General features: G+C 45.8%; 19 protein-coding genes. 10 read left to right on the top strand and 9 right to left on the bottom strand.

The genetic code is table 11. The annotated features are described in order from the left end of the window. The first annotated feature begins 189 nt into the window (after positions 1-189). Positions 190-1854, top strand: coding sequence for a DUF655 domain-containing protein (locus tag QUA27_RS09770; protein ID WP_333067677.1), 1665 nt, complete (start codon positions 190-192; stop codon positions 1852-1854). Positions 1855-2056: 202 nt separating this feature from the next. Continuing rightward, positions 2057-2701 (top strand): hypothetical protein, encoded by a 645-nt coding sequence (locus QUA27_RS09765; RefSeq protein WP_333067676.1) that lies wholly within the window; start codon positions 2057-2059, stop codon positions 2699-2701. A 137-nt stretch (positions 2702-2838) separates the two neighbouring features. Here the strand turns inward: QUA27_RS09765 and cax are convergent, their stop codons facing one another. The 6 genes from cax to QUA27_RS09735 form a co-directional block, all read right to left on the bottom strand. After that, positions 2839-3939, bottom strand: a complete 1101-nt coding sequence (cax, locus tag QUA27_RS09760; RefSeq protein WP_333067675.1) for a calcium/proton exchanger — start codon at positions 3937-3939, stop codon at positions 2839-2841. Positions 3940-4164: 225 nt separating this feature from the next. Then, complete coding sequence (locus QUA27_RS09755) at positions 4165-4623, bottom strand: hypothetical protein (protein WP_333067674.1); 459 nt, start codon at positions 4621-4623, stop codon at positions 4165-4167. Positions 4624-5229: 606 nt separating this feature from the next. Next, positions 5230-5850, bottom strand: a complete 621-nt coding sequence (locus QUA27_RS09750) for a DUF6391 domain-containing protein (protein ID WP_333067672.1) — start codon at positions 5848-5850, stop codon at positions 5230-5232. A 177-nt stretch (positions 5851-6027) separates the two neighbouring features. Beyond that, positions 6028-6738 carry an MORN repeat-containing protein gene (locus tag QUA27_RS09745; protein ID WP_333067670.1) on the bottom strand — a complete coding sequence of 237 codons (711 nt, stop codon included), beginning with the start codon at positions 6736-6738 and terminating at the stop codon, positions 6028-6030. A gap of 102 nt (positions 6739-6840) precedes the next feature. Further along, a complete protein-coding gene (locus QUA27_RS09740; protein WP_333067669.1) occupies positions 6841-7593 on the bottom strand; it encodes an MORN repeat-containing protein in 753 nt (250 codons plus the stop codon). 183 nt (positions 7594-7776) lie between these two features. Then, positions 7777-9183, bottom strand: coding sequence for a hypothetical protein (locus QUA27_RS09735; RefSeq protein ID WP_333067668.1), 1407 nt, complete (start codon positions 9181-9183; stop codon positions 7777-7779). Between the two features lie 229 nt (positions 9184-9412). On the opposite strand from QUA27_RS09735, the gene QUA27_RS09730 reads away from it, so the two are divergent. Continuing rightward, positions 9413-10084 (top strand): retropepsin-like aspartic protease family protein, encoded by a 672-nt coding sequence (locus tag QUA27_RS09730; RefSeq protein WP_333067667.1) that lies wholly within the window; start codon positions 9413-9415, stop codon positions 10082-10084. A gap of 157 nt (positions 10085-10241) precedes the next feature. Here QUA27_RS09730 and QUA27_RS09725 read toward each other — a convergent pair whose 3' ends face one another. After that, on the bottom strand, positions 10242-10406 hold the full coding sequence (locus tag QUA27_RS09725; protein ID WP_333067666.1) for a hypothetical protein: 165 nt from the start codon (positions 10404-10406) through the stop codon (positions 10242-10244). 108 nt (positions 10407-10514) lie between these two features. Here QUA27_RS09725 and gpmI point away from each other — a divergent pair, with 108 nt between their 5' ends. The 4 genes from gpmI to QUA27_RS09705 all read left to right on the top strand — a co-directional run bounded on the left by gpmI (position 10515) and on the right by QUA27_RS09705 (position 14053). Beyond that, entirely contained in the window at positions 10515-12113 is a 1599-nt protein-coding gene (gene gpmI / locus QUA27_RS09720) for a 2,3-bisphosphoglycerate-independent phosphoglycerate mutase (protein WP_333067664.1), read from the top strand. A gap of 326 nt (positions 12114-12439) precedes the next feature. Further along, the gene (gene secG, locus QUA27_RS09715; RefSeq protein WP_190659521.1) at positions 12440-12679 is read left to right on the top strand and encodes a preprotein translocase subunit SecG; all 240 of its coding nucleotides are present in this window, start codon (positions 12440-12442) and stop codon (positions 12677-12679) included. Between the two features lie 81 nt (positions 12680-12760). Then, positions 12761-13492, top strand: a complete 732-nt coding sequence (locus tag QUA27_RS09710; RefSeq protein ID WP_333067719.1) for a peptidase — start codon at positions 12761-12763, stop codon at positions 13490-13492. A gap of 93 nt (positions 13493-13585) precedes the next feature. Further along, positions 13586-14053, top strand: a complete 468-nt coding sequence (locus QUA27_RS09705) for a bis(5'-nucleosyl)-tetraphosphatase (RefSeq protein ID WP_333067663.1) — start codon at positions 13586-13588, stop codon at positions 14051-14053. Between the two features lie 256 nt (positions 14054-14309). Here the strand turns inward: QUA27_RS09705 and QUA27_RS09700 are convergent, their stop codons facing one another. Further along, on the bottom strand, positions 14310-14822 hold the full coding sequence (locus QUA27_RS09700) for a rhodanese-like domain-containing protein (RefSeq protein ID WP_333067662.1): 513 nt from the start codon (positions 14820-14822) through the stop codon (positions 14310-14312). A gap of 379 nt (positions 14823-15201) precedes the next feature. Here QUA27_RS09700 and QUA27_RS09695 point away from each other — a divergent pair, with 379 nt between their 5' ends. The 3 genes from QUA27_RS09695 to QUA27_RS09685 are packed head-to-tail and all read left to right on the top strand — an operon-like array spanning position 15202 to position 19420. Further along, entirely contained in the window at positions 15202-15924 is a 723-nt protein-coding gene (locus QUA27_RS09695; RefSeq protein ID WP_333067661.1) for a hypothetical protein, read from the top strand. A gap of 47 nt (positions 15925-15971) precedes the next feature. After that, positions 15972-17951, top strand: a complete 1980-nt coding sequence (locus QUA27_RS09690) for a P-loop NTPase fold protein (RefSeq protein ID WP_333067660.1) — start codon at positions 15972-15974, stop codon at positions 17949-17951. 2 nt (positions 17952-17953) lie between these two features. Beyond that, complete coding sequence (locus tag QUA27_RS09685; protein ID WP_333067659.1) at positions 17954-19420, top strand: DUF1802 family protein; 1467 nt, start codon at positions 17954-17956, stop codon at positions 19418-19420. Positions 19421-19479: 59 nt separating this feature from the next. On the opposite strand, the gene QUA27_RS09680 is transcribed toward QUA27_RS09685, so the two are convergent. Then, positions 19480-20196 carry a Uma2 family endonuclease gene (locus tag QUA27_RS09680; RefSeq protein WP_333067658.1) on the bottom strand — a complete coding sequence of 239 codons (717 nt, stop codon included), beginning with the start codon at positions 20194-20196 and terminating at the stop codon, positions 19480-19482. Positions 20197-20284: the final 88 nt, after the last annotated feature.

Raw genomic sequence — 20284 nt, 5'->3', positions numbered from 1 at the left:
AGCAGCGGTATAGGGTTTGACCCACGCCCCTGAATGCTGCTACCCTACCAGTGATGCTTCCGGCATCGAGGCAGTTCTACAAGACGCAAAATCTATTCCCTTGCATAAATTTAAAAGGTTGTAACTTTACTTGATCCAATAGATTTGAACTGTGGGAAGGCTAATAACCTCTATATTTTTTAAAATTTTGTGACTGTATTGTATTATCATTTACTCGGTTTCTGTTGTGCTGGGCTGGTGGCGCTCAATCTGGCGGGCTGCGGACAAACAAAGCAAGACGTGCAGAATTTACCTCTCAGTCTGGCTCCATTGCCTCAAGACCCCTTGTTGCAAGTATACTTCAATCAGTCGATCGGTTCGAGTTATACAGAGCCTTACCGCCAGCAAACTAGACCTGGGGATGATTTAGAAAACTCGATCGCTGTTGCGATCGCCAGTGCTGGATCGACGGTAGATTTAGCAGTTCAGGAGTTTCGCTTGCCCAGTATTGCGAGGGTTTTGGCCCATCGACAGCGATCGGGAATTAAAGTGAGATTAATTGTCGAACATATCTATAGTCGCCCTTGGAGCGATTTTACAGCTCAGGAGTTAGCGAAATTACCGGAAAGAGAGCGCGATCGTTATAGCGAATTTGTGCAACTTGCCGATCGCAATAAAGACGGTAAATTGAGTGCCGAGGAAATCAAGCAAAATGATGCTTTGGTGATTGTCAAGGATGCGGGTATTCCTGTAATTGATGATACTGCTGATGGCAGTAAAGGCAGCGGTTTGATGCACCACAAATTTGTGGTAATTGATGGCAAAACCGTAATCGTCACTTCTGCTAATTTTACCACAAGCGATATACACGGCGATTTTAAGACAGCAGCAAGTCGCGGCAATGCGAACAATTTGCTGAAAATTGAAAATGCTCAAGTAGCGCAACTATTTACTCAAGAATTTAACATCATGTGGGGCGACGGGCCCAAAGGCAAACCGGACAGCAAGTTTGGCATCAAAAAGCCGTTTCGTCAAGTGCAAAAAGTAAGAGTAGGGAATTCGACAGTTGGGGTGCAATTTTCGCCGACGGCTGCGACTTTGCCTTGGGAAAAAAGCGCCAACGGTTTGATAAATAGAACTTTGGGTAGTGCGAAAAAGTCGGTTGATTTGGCCCTGTTTGTATTTTCGGCTCAGCGGTTGTCAAATACTTTGGAAATTGAAGCTAGCCGGGGAGTTGCGGTGCGAGCTTTAATTGACTCTAACTTTATTTATCGCTCTTACAGTGAAGGGTTGGATATGATGGGGGCGACTTTGATGCAAGATTGCGGGTTAGAAACTGACAATCGCCCTTGGAGAAAGCCGCTGACTGCGGTGGGAGTGCCGCTGTTACCAATGGGCGATCGCCTGCACCACAAATTCGGCGTTGTGGACGGCAAAACGGTGCTTACAGGTTCTCACAACTGGAGTGAGGCTGCAAATCACGGGAATGACGAGACGCTGCTGGCGATCGAGAGTCCCACAGTTGCGGCCCATTTTGAGCGGGAGTTCGATCGGCTTTACAAAGGCGCAATCTTGGGAATTCCCGCCCGAATTAAACAGAAAATTGATGCTAAGAAAAAAGAGTGCGATTCACTACAAGCAGCATCAAAATCTGCGAGTGCTAAACCTCAAATTGCTGCGGGTAAAAAGTTAGTTAATTTAAATGCAGCGACTCAGGAAGAATTAGAAACCTTGCCTGGGGTTGGTCCGAAGTTAGCCGAGAGAATTATTGCAGCGCGGCAACAGCAACCTTTCACTTCTTTGGAGGATGTGGCACGGGTACAGGGAGTGGGGGACAAGATTTTAGAGAGATGGCGCGATCGAGTAACTTGGTAGTTAATTTAGTCGTCAGGACTCCCTTGCTGACTTTATAAAGTTCGCACTCATGACTGCCGTCCTTCTTTATTTGCACAACTCAGCATCCAAGACTCAAGCCCTCACTAGAAACCTATTCGATCTACTTTGACAACACCTCAGCTCTCAAGTTAAAATAACTCCTAAACAAAATGCGATCTATTCACATTAGAGGTAGAGAGATATGGAACAAGCCAAATTTGTTACTGGGAGGCCACAAATCAAATTTCTAGCTATTTTTATGGGGGCATTTTTTTTGGCACTAGCAGCTTTCACAGTAAGCGCTCAGCAGACTGGCGAAGCACAATTTAGGGTCAAAAACGAAAACACTTTTAATATTAATTTGATTCAATTTAAACGCATTGAATATGTAGGTCCATGTGCAGGTACTGTCTTCTCTCCTGATTCGCAAAGCGCTCGATTTGTTTCCAGCAAGACTCCCCCCGGCCCTAACAGGAGGGTGATAATTAAAAATGTGACTGAGGGAATGGAAACTAACCCATATCCTTACACAGACAGAGGTTACGATAAAGGTGAGTTTTCCGAAGATTTTGGATTTAAGTTGGGTAACAGTCACAAAACAAGAACTTTTTCGGTTTTAGAGGGAGAAAATAAGTTTCTCTATGAAATTAAAGAAAATGACCAAGTTATAGAACAGGGTGCCCTTACCGCTGAAGTTTCTATACAAAGCTTAGGTACTTTTCCTCGTCAGCAAATTTGTGAAGATAAGGTAGAATGTCGGGATACTTCTGATTGTCGCGACCGTAAAGGCAGAAAAAGAAGTTGCAGACGAGAGTGTTTTCCTGTTCAACAGTGTCGCTGTCCGTAACTACTTTCTGTCATAAAATTATTTGCTTTAATTAAGGGCTGAAGAGACAGAGCAATAACAAATAAGAACAAAGAGAAGTTATTTTCCGGTGAAAAGGGGCAACCACAGGAGAGTGCCCCTCCAACAAAATTATTGGTTTAAGTAATCGGGTGAAAGTAAAATGCGGCTCCTAAGACGGTGTATGTTGCTAAAAGCAGCACTCCTTCGAGCCAATTCGAGCGGCCGTCGAGACTAATTAGATTAGCAATTGTCACGGCAATGGCAACTGCAACTACTTCAAATGGATTGAAGTTTAAATCCATCGGCTGATGAATCACCAATCCGATAATCACCAACACCGGCGCTACCAGCAAAGCAACTAGCAAACTCGAACCCATCGCGACAGAAACTGACAAATCCATATTGTTTTTCATCGCAACTCCTACCGCAGTTACATATTCGGCCGCGCCGCCAACAATCGGCAACAGAATTACCCCTGTAAACAGCGGCGTCAATCCCAATCCTTTGGTAGTTTCTTCAACAACACCAACAAAAATTTCTGATTCAAAAGCAACGGCAACAGTTGAGGCAACTAGCACTCCTATCCACAGCCACAAATTCGGTTTGTGCGTAGTAGATTCCTCTTTGGTATTTTGAGGATTTTCTGACTCTAGTTCTAGTAACCCAACGTCGTAAAGATAGCTGTGAGTTTTTAATGAAAATAGGAGAGTTAGAGCGTAAACTGCAATTAGGACGATCGCAGTTATTAAGGAAAGATTCTGAATGGCTGCAGGCTCGACTCCATTGGAGGTATAAATTACCATTGTCGGCAGCAGGATTGCAATCACTGCTAGAGTCATTGTGGAACCGTTGACCCGCGCGATTATTGGCTTAAATTCCTGTTCTTTGTAGCGGATTCCTCCTAACAGCATGGAAAATCCCATGACTAAGAGCAAGTTGCTAATAATTGTACCTGTTATGCTGGCTTTCACAATGTCAATTAAGCCAGCTTTCAGAGCAACTATGGCAATAATTAATTCCGTAGCATTGCCGAAGACTGCATTTAATAAGCCGCCTATGGAGGGGCCTGTAACGATCGCCACTTCTTCTGTTGCGGTGCTCAACCAAATAGCCAGAGGTATAATGCCTAAAGCGGATGTGATGAAAACTGCCAGGGAACCCCAGTGCAAATACTCAGCGGCGATGGAAATGGGGATAAAAATTAACAGCGCTATGGAAAGAATCTTTTTGATTGACATAGGAACTCGGATGGTATATGGAAGGGTGGGGTCGAGTTGTCGGAGCGATCGTCAAGTTGATTTTACATTATTTAACTGTACTCTGACACCCAAATACGGATACAATCCCCGGACTTGAGTTGTGGAGATCAATCATGGTTTAGACAACAGTTCTAGCCGCCAGCGAATGGCTGTGGAGTCCATCTAAAATCTAAAGTCTAAAATCTTAACTCCACTGAATGTTGTCTATCTGAGAAAAATTGCGCCGTCATTCCGAATCCTTAAAGATGTTTTATCCAAACCTAAATCATTTGTCTCGTCTAATCTTACCTCTACTGTTCCTTCGCCACCAGGTTTCAAACTGGGTTTCAATAATGCACCATCTAGTCGCCTAAATACAATGGAGGCGGGTAATGTCAATGCTGGCAGCGCGACTGTTGAATTTTCCGCTAAACTCTGGCGGTTAGTCTGTCCAACCACCTGAAAAAATAGTCTATCGTTGGTTTTATTGGTTAATCTAACATTGACTTTGCCATTAACGGGAACTATCTTGCCGTCAGAGGCTCTTTCTGGTTCGTTAGTTTGAGATATTTCGCCAGCAAAACTCGCATCGTGGGTAAAAAGCAAAAAGCTGTTGCTTGCTATGGCTAAGCTGACCGCCAGTAGACTTACCACCCAGGTTTTATCGATCGCTAATTTGCACATTTATTTTGTTGACTTTTGATCTAAAACTTCTCACAAGCGATTTTACCTGATCCTGCTATTTTCTGACAAGTTGTCTAGGAAGTAAATCCGAGCTTTTTATAGCTGATAGATTTACGGTGAACAGGAAAGTGAATATAATATGAAGTTATAGAGATATGGCAAATGTATGTCTTAGTCTGTAGTTCCAGTTTTTGAATAAAAGTAAGTGGATAAGTCGCCAAAATTAACTTTTTAATCTACCTATTCTCTCAAAGCAATTTTTATCAAAAATACAAAGTATATATATATAAAGCTCTATTAATCACCTGCCCACAGCAACAGTTTTATATAAAAATTGCGCTTATTTAGTTGACAAATGGCAGCTTTATCCAGCATACAATCTTGACTTATTAGTTTTCCCATCTGACATGATCGGTAGATGAAATGCTGTCTGTGCCATTAGTTGAAGAGTTGATGAAAGAAGAAAAAGCTCGGCTTCAGGACAGGAATAGGAATCAGGAAGAAGGAAGTTCGACAACTTCGAGCCGTGTAGGAGATTTAACGGCTCGAAGTTGAGGGAAGAAAGAACATTTTCTCAACTTCCCCACTCTCCCCCTCCCGCAGCAACTATTCAACCCAACGCACCCGAACAAAATGAGCTTCGCGTCCCCAGAAGTCGTGACTTACAGTAATATCAACTACACTCAAATTAAACGGAATAGCTGTTGTGACGTAACGCTGAGCCAGAGATCCCACGTCAGGAGCTAACTGAGCCGCAGCAGCCGCCGCTGCACCCAAACCTAAAAGTTGCAGAATGGGCCCCCGGGGCAGGGCTAAATTGATGCCAACAGCAAGTCCAGCCGTTAGCAGCATTGCCACCGACAAATTCGTGCCACAGCGGGGATGTACAGCTAAATCCCACTCTCCGCTGCCAATCCGATGCAAAGCCTCGCGTACTGCCTGACGCAACTGTGCAATATTAACGCGACCGTAAAGATAAAATCCTTGGTCTGTGGACATCCCGCCCAACAACTCATTATCGGTTCTTGCTGTGGCCTCGCCACCAGATTGGCCCAGTACCCAAACAGTAGCGTGTTCCAAAGCATGAACTTGCCGCAAAGCCAATATTTCCTTCAAGCCGGGCACAAAACCGAGTTGTCGCAACAAATCAGCATCTTGAGTCCGCTGCGGGGCAAAGTCGAAGGGAAACTGGCCGGTGCGGCCGGAAGCAGAAGCAGTAGTTGTCATATCAAAACGCCTCCATTAACTCCATTAAGTGGATATTTAACATTAGCAATTCCGTTGAGAAAAAGCCGGCCATAAATTATCAATAGTTTTGACTTTAAAACCTAGCAATGGCAGGTTTTGTGCAAAAAATATTAGCCGTCAACCTGCCCTTACTAACAGATCGCACTTATTCCCAGTTTATTGCTCTACCCGCTGGCCGTCCCGGAACACCCCCGGAAGTCGGCGGCCTCTGGTATCGATAATTGTGCCTTTGCCGTGAGGCAATCCCTTGCGTAACTCTCCCTGATAGCGGATACCGTTGGAGAACGAACAGTTACCCCTGCCATCAAGTTCTTGAGTATAGAACTGTCCCGAACACCGACTGCCGTCAGCCCGGGTGAACGCTCCCGTACCTAAAGGCTTGCCCCCTAAAAATTGACCCACAAAGCGATCGCCATTAGCAAAAATGAATTGCCCTTGTCCCGTGGGCACTCCTACTTTTTGATTGAGAGAAAACGACCCTATATAGCGATCGCCATTAGTAAAAATAGCGGTCCCAGAACTTACTTTGCCATCTCGGAATATGCCCTCCACGCGGGCGTCGTCCTTAAATATAAATTGTCCTCGACCATTTGGTTTGCCCAGACGGAACTGCCCCTCATAGCGATCGCCGTTGGAATATACGTATACCCCACTGCCACTGGGCAAACCGTTAACGAACTGTCCGATGTAGCTATCACCGCTGTCATAATCGCATCTAACTCTACCTGTAGCGATAGCTGGCACGCAGCGACCGGTTCTAGCTTCTGTTCCTTGCGCCATTGAGGGAAAGGGATAAGTCGCGTAACTACCAATTAACACTGATACAACTAATAGAGGGATTCCACTGGTTTTTAAACGGGAAATCATTAACTAAGTCTCTCCTATGCGCTTCTGGATATTATTTTCCTTCGTCATTTGTCTTTTGTCCGATTTCTGGTCAAAAGTTGCCTGAAAACCTCAATTTATCCTTTAGGAAACTCCGGGTTTGCCGTTGCGAAATACCCCCGGAAAGCGCCTACCGCTAGCATCGATCATCGTCCCGACACCGTGAGGTACTCCCTTTCGCAATTCTCCTTCATAGCGCGTACCGTTGGGGAAAGTGCAGGTGACACTAGCGTCAAGTTCTTGATTAAAAAATCTGCCGGAACAGCGAGTGCCGTCTACCCGAACCAATACTCCAGGGCCAAAGGGTGAGCCTGCAAAGAATTGTCCTTCATAGCGATCGCCATTGGTATAAAAAAATTGACCCCGCCCTGAGGGTTGGCTGCTAATGGCATCAGTCTGAACGTTCCTGACGACTGCGAAGTTTCCGACATAGCGCTCGCCGTTGGCAAAAACGACCGTCCCCGATCTCATTGTGCCGTCTTGAAACACGCCTGTGTAGCGGGCATCATCTTTAAAAATGAATGTCCCTCTACCATTTGGCACTCCATTGCGAAATTGTCCTTCGTAGCGATCGCCATTAGCATAGACGTAGACGCCACTGCCATCCGGTAGGCCGTTGACAAAATTTCCTTCGTAATTATCGCCTCCCTCGTAATTGCATTTTACTCTTCCCGTAGGAGGGTTTCCTTGGCAGAAGGGAGAGCGTTTTCCTTCTTCGGGTTTTGGATCGGGTGTTGCTTGAGCCATTGATGGCTGGGGATTCAAGAGATTATTAGCGCTGCCGATACAAGAAGCAACTAATATCACTATCCCTAATTTTTGAATTGAACCGAGCATGATCAATCTCCTTTAACTTTAATTACTAATAGGGATTTTCTAGAAGCTAATACTCGCTGAAAAGTCGTCTATTTTTTAATCCCTGTACTAATTTTACCTTCAGGTTTGAGATCTGCCCTAAATGCAAAAAGGCAAAAATTAGAGTTTTTGCCTTTAGCATTTTTCCTGCTTTACTGTCAATTTTTAGCGTCGCGTTGAGCTATTCGGATTTGGGAGACGGCTAATAACTGCATTGGCGGGTTGTGGTTGGCGACTGGCGGGTTTTTCGCCAACACCTTTGGCTACCTCAACGCCGTTTTCCTCCAGAATCACGATCGGATCGGCTCCTTGCTTGAGATCGACCCGCTTCACCAACACTTGCCCGTTAGACAGACGCTGCCCGACTTTGACATATCGGCTGGTTGGTTCATTCGGTACTTTGACAATCACTTGCGTCTCGTTCCCGACTTTTACCACCCCGCTGACTTCAGTACCCGTAGCGAGGTCAGTAGAAGGCGGTGGCGGAACTACTGGGATGACGGGAGGTGGCGGCGGATTTGGGTCTACCCACTGAGGCGGGCGTTTGTCCACTGGCAGTTCCGGCAGATCCGGTACTCCTATAGGTCTAGCTGCTATTGGCTGGGGCGGGCGCGGGGGTGCTGGACGGCGAGTCTGAGGATTCCGCGCATCTTGGGGTCTACTTGCTATTGGCCCAGTAGTTCCAGGAGGGCGGGTGCCAGTACCTCTTCTGACCCTGGCATTAGGGTCTCTCCATTGGGGGGGGCGCTTGTCTACTGGCAGTTCCGGCAGATCCGGGACTCCTAGGGGTCTAGCTGCAATAGGTTCAAGTCCAGGCGGGGATGTACGAGTACGACCTAACTGAGGAGGAGTGAGCCCCGGAACTTGGGGCGGCAAGCCAATTTGTCCCCCGGTGCCTCCGGGTAAGGAACCATTGCTGCCACCGCCACCTAAGCGAGGAGCAGTTAGCCCTGGAACCTGGGGCGGCAAACCAATCTGCCCCCCATCACCTCCGGGAAGTAAAGGACCCCCCGATCGACCTCGTAGTTGCTGAGTGCCTCCTCGACCGCCCGTGGATGACCTGGGGATAGTCAGCGTCTGATTAGGCCTGTTAAGTGGGGGGGGAGCCAATAACTCGGGAAGCTCGGGTAGCACGGCAACTTGTCGCTGTGGCAGTTTGGGGATTTCTGAGGTCATCCCACCCGCCCCGTTGGCTCCTGGAGGGATTTGTAATACGATCGGCGGCAGCGGCCCAAAGGGGTCTAACTGAGAAGGATTCGCGGTCACAGGGCCTTGGGGCACTGGCTGAAGCGGAAGCGTTGGATTCCTGTCCTTTTTGTTGCCGATTCCTGTTTGAGCCTGTCTTGCTCGTTCGTCTGGGTTGGTCGATCGAATTAACCCTGGAGGCTGGGCCGCTACTATTGGAGACTGGAAAGTCTGAGTTCCTGGGGTGGGGCTGGCAGAGGCTGCCGGAGACGGAGAGGCTGCACTGGGACTGGGGCTGGGGCTGGCTGTGTTGCTGCCCTCGCCACCGCAGCCTGCGATCGAGAAAGCTAGTAGTCCTACAGTCGCAAAATATAAAAGTTTGTGCATTGCCGATCGCCCCTAAATGCTTAATTTCAAGATCTCCAACAAGGCTCTGCAATTACAGCCTGTTGCCGTTTATCAGTTTATCTGTGTTCGATGTTATGCGATCGCTGAAAAATTGCCAAGTTTTCCTGACGATCCGATCTGGGGATTGAGCCATCGGTTTTTGGGAGCGGGTTAGGATATCAGTGGCGGTTGTTGTTCGACATATTGAATCAATTAAGGTATTTAGATAATGACAAAAGTGATTCTCAAGCGAATTTGGCGATCGACCTTGGTTTGTGCGAGCGTTTTGGTTGGTCTGGGATCGGTGGGGGGCAGCCAGGTACATTCTCATTCACATCAGCCAGAAACCCAGGTGATGAAATTGGTGCCCGATGTGAGTTCCCAGCCGCTCGTGAAGCGGAGCTATCCCGAAGGGAATCGCACTATAACGGGTTCGGGATTGACAACTGGAGAATTGTACTCTCAGTTTTGGAACCCGTCAAATTCGGGTGCCAAACCGCGAGCAAATCAACCGACGAAGCCACCGGGGAATCCCCAGGTATTTCAAGCTAAAATCAAGCGTCGCGCTGGCGGGACGCCGGTGATTGAGGTGGTATTTAACGGCAACAAGACTTTTGAGATGATTCTCGATACCGGGGCAAGTGGCACTTTGATTTCTCAACGGATGGCTACTGCACTGGGAGTGAGGCCGGTGCGTACCGTGAGAGCGGGGATCGCTGACGGTAGCGTTGTCGAGTTCCCGATCGGCGTAGTGCGATCGATTCGGGTTGGGGGTGCTGTGATCCAAAATGTCGAAGTGGCGATCGCCAAACAAATGCCAATAGGTCTGCTCGGTCACGATTTCTTTGGCAATTACGATGTCACAATTAAAAAAGATGTTGTAGAATTTTACATCCGCTGAAAGTGAGCGGAGTAGGCAAGGGATTTTTGCTGAACTCGTGTCCTATAAAGTTATTCGCAGCCCGGTCAAGGCTTTTAAAATTATTGGTTGAGGCGGTAGCAAAATGCAACCAAGTGTGGTATCGTTCTTAGTGTTTCAAGAGCCACCGACGGTTAAACTATCCGTGAAATCCGGCCACAAAAGCACGGCTGCTGTTGGTGAGATCGGTAACAGTCTCCGACAACCATTCACAGTACAAGCCAAGGCAATCAATTAAACAATTCGCCAAGCAGGTCGAAGTTAGTTCCCAAAATGCTGTGGCTGAGGGAATTTTGGTTGGCATTGTTCAGCCGGAGCCTACAAAATATGTAAACTGATTAGCGGCAGATGTTCCGCAAAATCGGAAATACATGACCATCGAGAAATTAATTATTGTAAATAAGGTATTCGCATGGCACAAGCGTCTGTATCTCCTGTAGTGCTGATTATTCTAGACGGCTGGGGTTATCGTGAAGAAAAAGACGGAAATGCGATCGCCGCGGCAAAAACACCCGTGATGGACAGTCTCTGGGCCGCTTATCCCAGAACTCTGATTCACACATCGGGTCGGGCGGTAGGGCTGCCAGACGGGCAAATGGGTAACTCAGAGGTCGGTCACTTGAATCTGGGCGCGGGCCGCGTCGTTCCTCAAGAGTTGGTGCGGATCTCGGATGCAGTGGAAGATGGTTCTTTGCTCAACAATAAAGCGCTGGTTGGGCTTTGCGAGAAAGTCCGCGCCACGGGCGGCAAGTTGCACCTGACTGGTCTTTGTTCTGAAGGCGGGGTTCATTCCCATCTCAGTCATATTAAGGGTTTGCTGCAATTAGCAAAAGCACAGGGAATTTCGGAGGTTTGTATTCACGCGATTACTGACGGTCGTGATACTACTCCGAAAGAGGGTGTCGAAGCTCTAGGCAAGATAGAAAGTTATATCGCAGAGGTAGGGGTCGGTCGGATTGCGACCATTAGCGGCCGCTACTACGCGATGGACAGGGACAAGCGCTGGGATCGGGTGCAGCGCGCTTACGAGGTGATGACGACTGAGGGTGCTCCAGACGGTCGATCGGCTGTGGATGTGTTGCAGGCCTCCTATGCTGAAGGAGTGACCGACGAGTTTGCTGTTCCGACTCGGATTTCTCCGGGGGCGGTGGCATCAGGGGATGGGGTAATTTTCTTTAATTTTCGCCCGGACAGGGCGAGAGAATTGACTCAGGCTTTTGTGGCACCGGATTTTAAGGGGTTTGAACGGCCGTTAATTGAGTCCTTGGCGTTTGCGACTTTTACTCAGTACGACCCGAAACTCTCGGTAATGGTGGCTTTTGAACCGCAGAATTTGAACAATATTCTGGGCGAGGTGATTTCTAAGCACGGTTTGCAGCAGTTGCGGACGGCGGAAACTGAAAAGTACGCTCATGTGACTTATTTTTTTAATGGGGGTCTGGAAGAGCCTTTTCTCGGAGAACACCGGGAGTTGGTGCAGAGCCCGATGGTGGCGACTTACGATGAGGCGCCCCAGATGTCGGCAGACTTGGTGACGGATGGGGTGGTGACGGCTTTGGAAAAAGGCATCTATTCGTTTATGGTGATTAACTACGCTAACCCGGATATGGTTGGTCATACGGGGATGATGGATGCGACGATAATTGCGATCGAAACTGTGGATAAATGTTTGGGGCGGCTGTTGAGCGCCATTAGTAAAGCTGGGGGAACGGCAATTATTATTGCTGACCACGGAAATGCTGAGCAGATGTTTGACGAGGACGGGAATCCCTGGACGGCTCACACTACTAACCCGGTGCCGTTTATTCTGGTAGAAGGTGAAGGTCGGAAGATTCCGGGTCACGGAACCGATGTTCCTCTGAGGACGGATGGTTGTTTGGCGGATATTGCGCCGACGATTCTGGAGCTGTTGAGGTTGCCTCAGCCCCCGGAGATGACGGGACGCTCTATGATTCGATCGGCTGAGTTTGAAGTTCGTGCCAATCGCACTCCGGTGCGAGTCCGATTGTAGTAGGGACGCAGCAGTAGGGACAAAGGCTTTCGCCCTTCTTCGTGTCAATTTAACGTCAAACCCAGTCACAGAATGCTGTTTGACTATTAAGCCTAGATCCCCCCTAGCCCCCTTAACAAGGGGGGAACCGGAAATGGATCAAAGTCCCCCTTTTTAAGGGGGATTTAGGGGGATCGGGACTCAGGTAAAAACGAGGTTTATCAAGGCTTTCAGGCTTAAGTTGACGCCAATGGGCTCTGGGAGTGTCTCTGCATAAATTGTGTGCGATCGACCGAATTTGATATGATAATAAATTACTGATTACTAATTACCAATTACTCCAGATTATGAATATTGTTTCTGTGTTACAAGTTATCTGGTCTTTGTCTGCTTTAGGACTTGTGATTTTTGTGTTGCTCCACAGTCCTAAAGGCGATGGTATTGGAGGGATTGGCGGACAAGCTCAATTGTTTACCAGCGCCAAGAGTGCAGAAACAAGTCTAAACCGGATTACTTGGGGTCTGTCTATTGTTTTTATGGGTTTGACTGTGATTTTGAGTGCTGGTTGGTTGGCGCCTAAGTTATAAGATTCGGATTTTTAACCGCAGATGAACGCAGATAATATTAAGTTCATCTGCGTTTATTTTCGTCTATCTACGGTTGCAAAAATGCGGTTGTGGAAAGTTACGGTAAAACCTCGATTGCTGGCTGGTTTGGGATTGGCTTTATGTTGTTTTAGCCTGATAATTTTTAGTCAGGTTAATACTCCGGCGGCGACTCTTTCCTCTCTCCCGAATAGTTTGCCGCCTCCACAGGTTCATCCTTTGCCGCCAACGCTAGCAAATTGGCAAGATTCCACGGATAGCGGCGATTATTTTGACCAGGTTAAGCCACCGAATTTCGGCCATTTGTTGTGGTCTAAGTTTCCGATTCAGGTTTATGTTGAGCGTCCAGTTGATGCTAATAAGTCTGAAGAATGGATAGCGGCTGTGTTGGATGTTGTCCGGGAATGGGGGGTTTATTTGCCTTTGGAAGTGGTGGATAGTTCGGAGGTGGCTGATATTAGGATTTTACGTCGGGCTCCGCCTTTGCGTCAAGGGGTTTTGCGATCGCGCTCTGGAGAGGCTACCTATGAGTTATACGCCCGTCGGGATGGGGATAAAACTGTGTTATCTCATCGGTTTTCGGTTTATTTGAATCCGAATCAAGTGGGTAAGTATATTCCGGCGACGGCGCGGCACGAGTTGGGTCACGCTTTGGGAATTTGGGGTCACAGTTTGATGGAAACTGATGTGCTTTATTTTTCTCAGGTGAGAAATCCTCCGCCTATTTCAGCGAGGGATGTTAATACTTTGAAGCGGGTTTACGAACAGCAGACTCGGTTAGGTTGGGAATTGTAGTTATGCGGGAATGGAATTGGCTTCTACAGAAACCAACTCCGCCTTTGCGGACTCTAACAACACGATAGTTAATAAATAGGAAAGAGAAGAAAGATGAAAGATGAAGCTTTTGGGATTGTGCCAGTTTTTGCGACTGAAACTGATAGTTTATTTTTGTTGATTCAACATCAAGCCGGACATTGGGCGTTTCCAAAAGGTCACGCGAATCCGGGGGAATCGGCGCTAGAAACGGCGAAGCGGGAGTTTGAGGAGGAAACTGGCATCCGCGATTGTGAAGTGCTTGAGGAGCCTAGTTTTGTGGAACGTTATTCCTTTGTTAAGGAGGGGAAGCCTAGTTCGGTGCAACATTATTCCTCGGCGAAGGAAGGAGAATCAATTGAAAAGACTGTTACTTACTTTTTGGCTTTTGTAAATTCAATGGAAGTTCAGTTGCAAGTAGAGGAAGTTCAAAATTCTGCTTGGACTTCCTTTGAGGATGCAGTTAAGCTGATTACTTTTGATGGGAATCGGCAAGTTTTAAGGGAAGTCAAAGCATTTTTGGACGCGAGAAATGAGTGTTAATCAGTCTTGGACGCACACACTTGTTTATGTAGAGGGCGCCACACCTTACGCTATAAGTAGTGTGTCAAAGCACTTTTTGCGTCCACGATTGTTAAGATATAGTCCGGTTATACGATCGCGCTTAAGTTTGTACTAAAGACTTTAGTGCTTCGTGAATACAAGCTTTAAGAGACGGCTCCAGTCCTTACTACAAACAAATTGTTTTGTTAAATACCCGACATCTTCAAGAAGTCGGGTATCTAGGTATTCTGTGAGATTATTTGTTGATTTTCTGAGCTTCGGCGTGGTGTTGCAAGCGAGAGAAAACGTTGTAGGCGTCGGGGCCGGGAGTATCGTGTTCGAGAGCGCCGTCGATGGGGCCGTCAATGGCTTTCCAAGCAGGAATTCCGCCTTTTAGTTCGGCTACTTTTCTAAAGCCTGCTGCGCGGAGAAGATTGGCAGCTTCGGCGGTTTGTTGGTCATTTTCGCCGTAGACGTAGATGTCGCGGATGGGTTCTAAACTCGATTGTGCTCTAGCGACTAATTCGTCCATTGGCATCATTACGGCGCCGGTAATGTGGCTTTTGGTGAAGCTTTCAAAGTCACGGGCGTCGATGATTGTGAGTCCGGGTTCGCCCCAATCTAAACGGGCTTTGAGGTCGTGGCTAGATGCTTGAGCTTTTAAACCGGGAGGGGTCGGAGTAACGTCGGGAAGTTTTTCTTTGATGTCGGAAATTTGATCGGGAATAGTTTTCATGGGTAAAATGTTGTTCAATGTTTTGATTGCCATTGCAATGTAACAAGAGGTTTAGGTTCAATTCGTCTTTCTAAAGGCTGAATCTGGCATTGAACTAAAGTCGCAGTTAAGCGGATTTGCTGGTTGTTAGCTGCGGTTGGGATCGCTACATTTGTTGAGGTTGCTAGAGTGTAGCGGGCTGTGCTAAAAATTGTTTCGATCGCATTTACTGCAGATAATTTGAACTGCGATCGCTCGTTTGATTCGCTATTTTATCAAAAGAACACATTTTAGTCAATTCCCATTATTTTTAAATGAAATTTGCATAAGTTGTGGGTAGCCTCCGGCGGAATTTTGCGGAAAAGTTTAAAGGTTTCCCAGCAAGGTTTCTGGTAAGATTTGATAGTAAGAACAAGTATTTAAAGGTATAGATATGTCTGAGAAAGATGAAATTGCGGTGCCTAAACCTTTGACACCGGAAGAGCAAGCGGTGTGGGATGCGAAGGCAAAAGTTCGGGTACTGCTGAATTTGTGGGATTTGAGCGGCGGGAAGATGAAGGTGAAAAAGGGGGAGTTGACTAAGCGGATTGTGCGGACTAATGAGACGAGTCAGAGATATGTGGAAGTGCTCGGCGAGTTGCAGGCGACTGGGGCGATCGAGTATTCGCTGGTAAATCGGGTGACGCTGGTGGAATTGACGGCGAAAGGGAAAGAAGTTTTAGCGCAGGGGCTCAAAAGTAAGGATTCTTTGTTTGAGTTTGATGGTTCTCAAATTGGTACTCGGCTGGGAAATTCTTTGTTGAAGTGGATTCGGCATCAGGATGGTGCGGCAAGTGTTGCTGTTGATAAGGGGAAGGCGGATGTAGGGACGATCGCATCCTATGAGGATTTTAAGGCTGTGGCGCTTGATGTGTATGACAGCTTGAACCGGGATTATAACTTAGACGATTTAGTGCCGATTTATCGGATGCGTCGGGCGATCGGGGAAAGGGTAGCGCGATCTCAGTTCAATGAGTGGCTGTTGGAAATGCAGGCTACTGATATTTTTCAGCTAATGGCAGGGGAAACCCCAGACATCACCCCAGATAAACGTGAAGACTCAATCATCATTCCTGGTGGTACATTGCGTTACTACGCCAAGCGCTTAAATCCATAAAATTGTTCTCAATCTTTTTGTAGTTCGTTACCTCACACCCGATAACCATGAACAATATACCAGTTTCCCCGATAGAAGCCCTGAATGCTGCAATTCAAAATCACAATCCATTTAGCAAAGCTGGCATTGTCAAAGAGCAAGATATTTGGGGGAAAGGGTTCCCCGATCTTCCTACTCTAAATGCTCATGCTTCCGATGCAATTTTTCAGGCAGTTGAAAAAGTAAAGACAAGTCAACCTAGTCAAGAAAAGGTGACTTCACTGGTATTAACTGCTTCAATGGGAGTGGGTAAAAGCCACATTTTGAATCGTACTCGCCACAGGCTAGAAAGCAATGGTAATGCTTTATTCGTTTATGCGAGTGTTAATAATTACACAGACTTGAACTTTATCAAATACCAATTTCAGCAAACTTTAGTTAACAGTTTAAGTCGAATAAGTAGCCAAGGTGTCATGCAATGCCAGGAAATAGCAGCAGCAATGGCTAACGAATGTTTCAAAGCTATTAATCCTGCTACACCCAATCTTTCTCCTCAAAAACTACTCGATCAATTTGATAAAGTATGTGAGAGTTGGGCCAGGAAAAATAAAAATTACATGAAAGCCCTAACTAAGCAATTTCTTAAGACAAGATCAAATGTAGACCCTTATATTGTTCGAGCGGTTTTGTGGACATTATCAGACACTGAAACACCTTTTGCTATCAAATGGTTGTCTGGGGAAGAGTTAGATAAATCTAAAGCTGAGGAACTAGGATTGCCGACTAATTCCGGCAAGACTAATCAGGAGAGAGAAGTAGAATCTCTTAACAATGTCCAGAAAATTTTAAATTTGGTGAGTTACTACCGTCCTATCATCATTTGTTTTGATGAAATAGATGTAAAGCCAGATGGTTGTAGCAGTGATGGATTGACAACAGCGCAGGTAATTGCCGAGCTTGTTAAGCGTTTGTACGATACTCTCGAACAATCAGAACTCAGTCAAGGTTTAGTTATTATCACAGTAATGGCCCCCGATACTTGGCAAACAGTTAATCTGATGCCTGGTAGTACACCCGATCGAATTTCAACATACACGCAGCGAAAACCCATCGATTTAAACTACTTGAATGGTGATTATTTAGTTGATTTAGTCAAACTATGGTTGCAAGATTTTTATGAGGTCAGAAATTTAAATCCTCCTCATCCGGTCTACCCATTTGAGGAAAGTCAACTGAGAGAATATGGCAGAGTTAAGCCAACTGTACGCGAAGCTTTGAGATGGTGTGCCGAGAATTTTAAAGTTTTTATGCCTCCAACGCCTGAACTTCCAGAAGATCCTGGTGAACGGTTTGATCTTGCTTTTACCAAGGAACTTGAGGAAGACATCCGAGAGGATATGAAGGATAGTTTCACAATTGCTAATGCTATTGGCTTTGGTTTTGCCACCCTGATAGATGAGACTGTGGATAATGTAAAAATAAATAACATTATGACAGAGGTTAAACCAAAATTACAAAATGCAGGTTGGATTAATTTCAAGATAATTGGTGTCGAAAATGGTAAAAAAATCAAGATTGGTGTTTCAGTCATTCAAACTTCTCAATCTGACTTAGTTGCTGGATTAAAACGCTTAATTGATTATCAAAAATTTGATTTAACTCGCGGTTGTTTAGTCCGTTCCCAATCAAAAATAGAGAAAATGAGCAAAAATTCTCCAGCATACAAGCTACTAGAACAACTCGTATCAGTAGAAAAAGGCGGTGAGTTGGTCTACTTGATTGAAGACCAAATAAAACCGTTATTTGCTCTCCGTGCTGTTTATGAAAAATGCACAGAGTATAATTTAACCAAAGACGAGGTTTTTGATTTCATATCTCAGAAAAAGCTCACTTTTGACAATCTTTTACTCCGAGAAATTTTGAGCGATCCGTCGAATCAAATGCCTGTGGTTGATGAGGAAGATGAACTCCAACTTTTAGAAGATTTTTTCAACCCTACCAGCAGTGATGATACAGATGATGGCGATCTAAGCGACCAATTTAGTTAAGTATGAACCAATCAATTTTGCTTCAAACAGCACTGGCTTTACCAGTTCCAGATATTGAAGCTTTAATCCAAGGACGAATGATTGCAGCTATGCCTCGGATGTTTCTGAATCCGGGGCGGACATTTGCTTTGTATCCAGCTAATTTTTCGGTTGATTTGCTATCGGGCGATCGATATTATCGATCACATTTTTTACCCGTTGCTCAAAAGGCACTTGCTCAGTTAAATGCAGATAAAGTTTCGATCAAAGCTTGGGCTAAGTGCGAATTGTGCCAAATGGTGAATGATCCTGAATCATTAGAGGCTTTGTCGCTGTTAACAGTCTGGAAAACAGAGGCATTACAGCAAATTCTCCAGCAGCGTCCTTTTATTTTTGTAGCTTACCTGCGGGTTTATTTGCTACCTCAGCCGCTGGAAATGCCTGTGCATCCCAGCGGCAATTTTGTATCTTTGCCCAAATCCCTAACTGTTACTGATTCAACGCCTGTGTTGAGCGAGTCTATCTTTGCCAAACGCCGTCAAAAGCTGGGAAAACTAGAGCCTCCTGAACATCCAGAATTAGAAGAGTTGCAAAGTGCATTAGTGCATTTATCCACCACCAACCCAAAAGCCAAACAACTAGACGCAGAAATCAAAATGTTTCTAGGTTGGTCGGAAAAATTACCAACAACACAACCAGACCCGGATTTAGATTGGATTAAAACGATCGCACAAATCGGAAACTCTAGCGATGGTAATACATTTGAAAAGTTAGTCCGCAAAAGTTTTATCAAGCTAGGATTTGCCAATTCTAACAATAAACCAGAAGCTAGCCTCAATCCAGAATCAACAGGCGGTGCTGGCGGATTAGATTTCTACTGTGAAACTCCCTATCAGGTAGTGGGAGAATGCAAAGCTACCAAAAGTGAAACCGTAGCTGATGGAACGCCAGCGCAACTTATCAAGTTAGGACATAAGCATCTTCAGGAACAATACAACTGCTGTATTAAGATAATTATGGCGGCTGGTCAGCTAAATAAACACGCTAAACAAACTGCTATCACAAACCAAATGAACGTAATCCGCCCGGAAACATTGCAAAAGCTGGTTGAACTGAAAGCTAAGCAACCAGGTTCGATCGATCTATTACAATTAAAACCTTGTTTGGAACAACAGCCGTTTGGTGAGGAAGCCGATGTTAAGGTTAATCGCTATATTGACGATGTGCGGGAAAAGCTTAAAGTGCGATCGCAAATCATACAAGCGGTTAAACAACTTTGCTCAGATAGCGAGTTTCCAACGGTTGTGGAGATTAAAGTTCAATACAATGCTAAATTTGCCACCACTGATTCTAAGCTAGCAGACGAATCTGTAAAGGATTTGACTATAGAACTTTCTTCACCGCTGACGGGTTATTTAGGGCGAATTAAAGGAGACAATTGGCAAAGCCATCGCTTTTATTTCCTGCGCGATTTGCCGCTAGATGATTGAGATACGTCAAGCGCGATTCCCTACGGGATAGCTTCGCCGCGCGCACTTTATCCAATTTCCTACACAGCATCAGGATCTACGCCCAACTCCCGTAACCTCGCCGCCAACCTTTCAGCTTTCTGCAATTGAGCTTGTTCTGCCTTAATTAACCCTTCTACCAATGGCGGATCTAAAATTTCATTGACTGATAATCTCAGGTTGGGAAATACTACAGATTCCATTTCTTCACCAGGCAAGAAATCTGTATACGTGTAACCATCTTCACCTTCAATTAATGCAAAAAGCCGAATTTTTTGCTTGCCCATTTTAGGGTCAACAATGCAATATTCTGGCACATTCGCTAATTCGTACTCTCCGCGTTTAATCACGTAATCTTCGCGGCGATTTTCGCTGACTACTTCTACCACTAACAGCGGCTTTTCATCAAATTCGAGTATACCTGCACCTGGTCTAGCCGCAGCTTGTTCCAAAAGACTTTGAGTGCAGACAACTACATCGGGAATCCGAGACTTATCTTCATCGGTTCTCACTCCCAGCCCAGTTTTTACTACTAAGTCGAGATTGTGAGCGGCTAGGTAACGCTGCAACTGGTAAACTAAATATTCGCAAATTTTGATGTGTAAAACTGTGGCTGTTGGCATCGGGATTAATTTGCCTTTGTACAGCTCATATTTTACATCAGATTCTCCTTGATAAATTCGGTATTCTTCAAAAGTTAATGTGGGCGAAGTATCGAGTTGTTTTTCTGCGACTGCTGGCACAATAGATTGAGACATATATTTTTACCTATCTCTATAGTTTGCTATTATACTCAATTGTAATTTTAACACTCAAGACATCGATTACCAAAAGATCGATCGCCCT

Origin of the sequence: Microcoleus harperi Pol14_C6 (assembly GCF_036701295.1) — a bacterium.
In the GTDB taxonomy this organism is placed as follows: Bacteria; Cyanobacteriota; Cyanobacteriia; order Cyanobacteriales; family Microcoleaceae; genus Microcoleus.
The sequence above is the reverse complement of the archived record's forward strand: the minus strand, read 5'-3'. Positions and strand labels throughout refer to the sequence as shown.

What these genes read in the sequence shown, in the direction of transcription:
- QUA27_RS09765 (WP_333067676.1), top strand. Translation starts at nt 2,057, where the DNA reads ATGGAACAAGCCAAATTTGTTACTGGGAGGCCACAAATCAAATTTCTA.
- cax (WP_333067675.1), bottom strand. Translation starts at nt 3,939, where the DNA reads ATGTCAATCAAAAAGATTCTTTCCATAGCGCTGTTAATTTTTATCCCC.
- QUA27_RS09755 (WP_333067674.1), bottom strand. Translation starts at nt 4,623, where the DNA reads ATGTGCAAATTAGCGATCGATAAAACCTGGGTGGTAAGTCTACTGGCG.
- QUA27_RS09750 (WP_333067672.1), bottom strand. Translation starts at nt 5,850, where the DNA reads ATGACAACTACTGCTTCTGCTTCCGGCCGCACCGGCCAGTTTCCCTTC.
- QUA27_RS09745 (WP_333067670.1), bottom strand. Translation starts at nt 6,738, where the DNA reads ATGATTTCCCGTTTAAAAACCAGTGGAATCCCTCTATTAGTTGTATCA.
- QUA27_RS09740 (WP_333067669.1), bottom strand. Translation starts at nt 7,593, where the DNA reads ATGCTCGGTTCAATTCAAAAATTAGGGATAGTGATATTAGTTGCTTCT.
- QUA27_RS09735 (WP_333067668.1), bottom strand. Translation starts at nt 9,183, where the DNA reads ATGCACAAACTTTTATATTTTGCGACTGTAGGACTACTAGCTTTCTCG.
- QUA27_RS09730 (WP_333067667.1), top strand. Translation starts at nt 9,413, where the DNA reads ATGACAAAAGTGATTCTCAAGCGAATTTGGCGATCGACCTTGGTTTGT.
- QUA27_RS09725 (WP_333067666.1), bottom strand. Translation starts at nt 10,406, where the DNA reads ATGCCAACCAAAATTCCCTCAGCCACAGCATTTTGGGAACTAACTTCG.
- gpmI (WP_333067664.1), top strand. Translation starts at nt 10,515, where the DNA reads ATGGCACAAGCGTCTGTATCTCCTGTAGTGCTGATTATTCTAGACGGC.
- secG (WP_190659521.1), top strand. Translation starts at nt 12,440, where the DNA reads ATGAATATTGTTTCTGTGTTACAAGTTATCTGGTCTTTGTCTGCTTTA.
- QUA27_RS09710 (WP_333067719.1), top strand. Translation starts at nt 12,761, where the DNA reads ATGCGGTTGTGGAAAGTTACGGTAAAACCTCGATTGCTGGCTGGTTTG.
- QUA27_RS09705 (WP_333067663.1), top strand. Translation starts at nt 13,586, where the DNA reads ATGAAAGATGAAGCTTTTGGGATTGTGCCAGTTTTTGCGACTGAAACT.
- QUA27_RS09700 (WP_333067662.1), bottom strand. Translation starts at nt 14,822, where the DNA reads ATGGCAATCAAAACATTGAACAACATTTTACCCATGAAAACTATTCCC.
- QUA27_RS09695 (WP_333067661.1), top strand. Translation starts at nt 15,202, where the DNA reads ATGTCTGAGAAAGATGAAATTGCGGTGCCTAAACCTTTGACACCGGAA.
- QUA27_RS09690 (WP_333067660.1), top strand. Translation starts at nt 15,972, where the DNA reads ATGAACAATATACCAGTTTCCCCGATAGAAGCCCTGAATGCTGCAATT.
- QUA27_RS09685 (WP_333067659.1), top strand. Translation starts at nt 17,954, where the DNA reads ATGAACCAATCAATTTTGCTTCAAACAGCACTGGCTTTACCAGTTCCA.
- QUA27_RS09680 (WP_333067658.1), bottom strand. Translation starts at nt 20,196, where the DNA reads ATGTCTCAATCTATTGTGCCAGCAGTCGCAGAAAAACAACTCGATACT.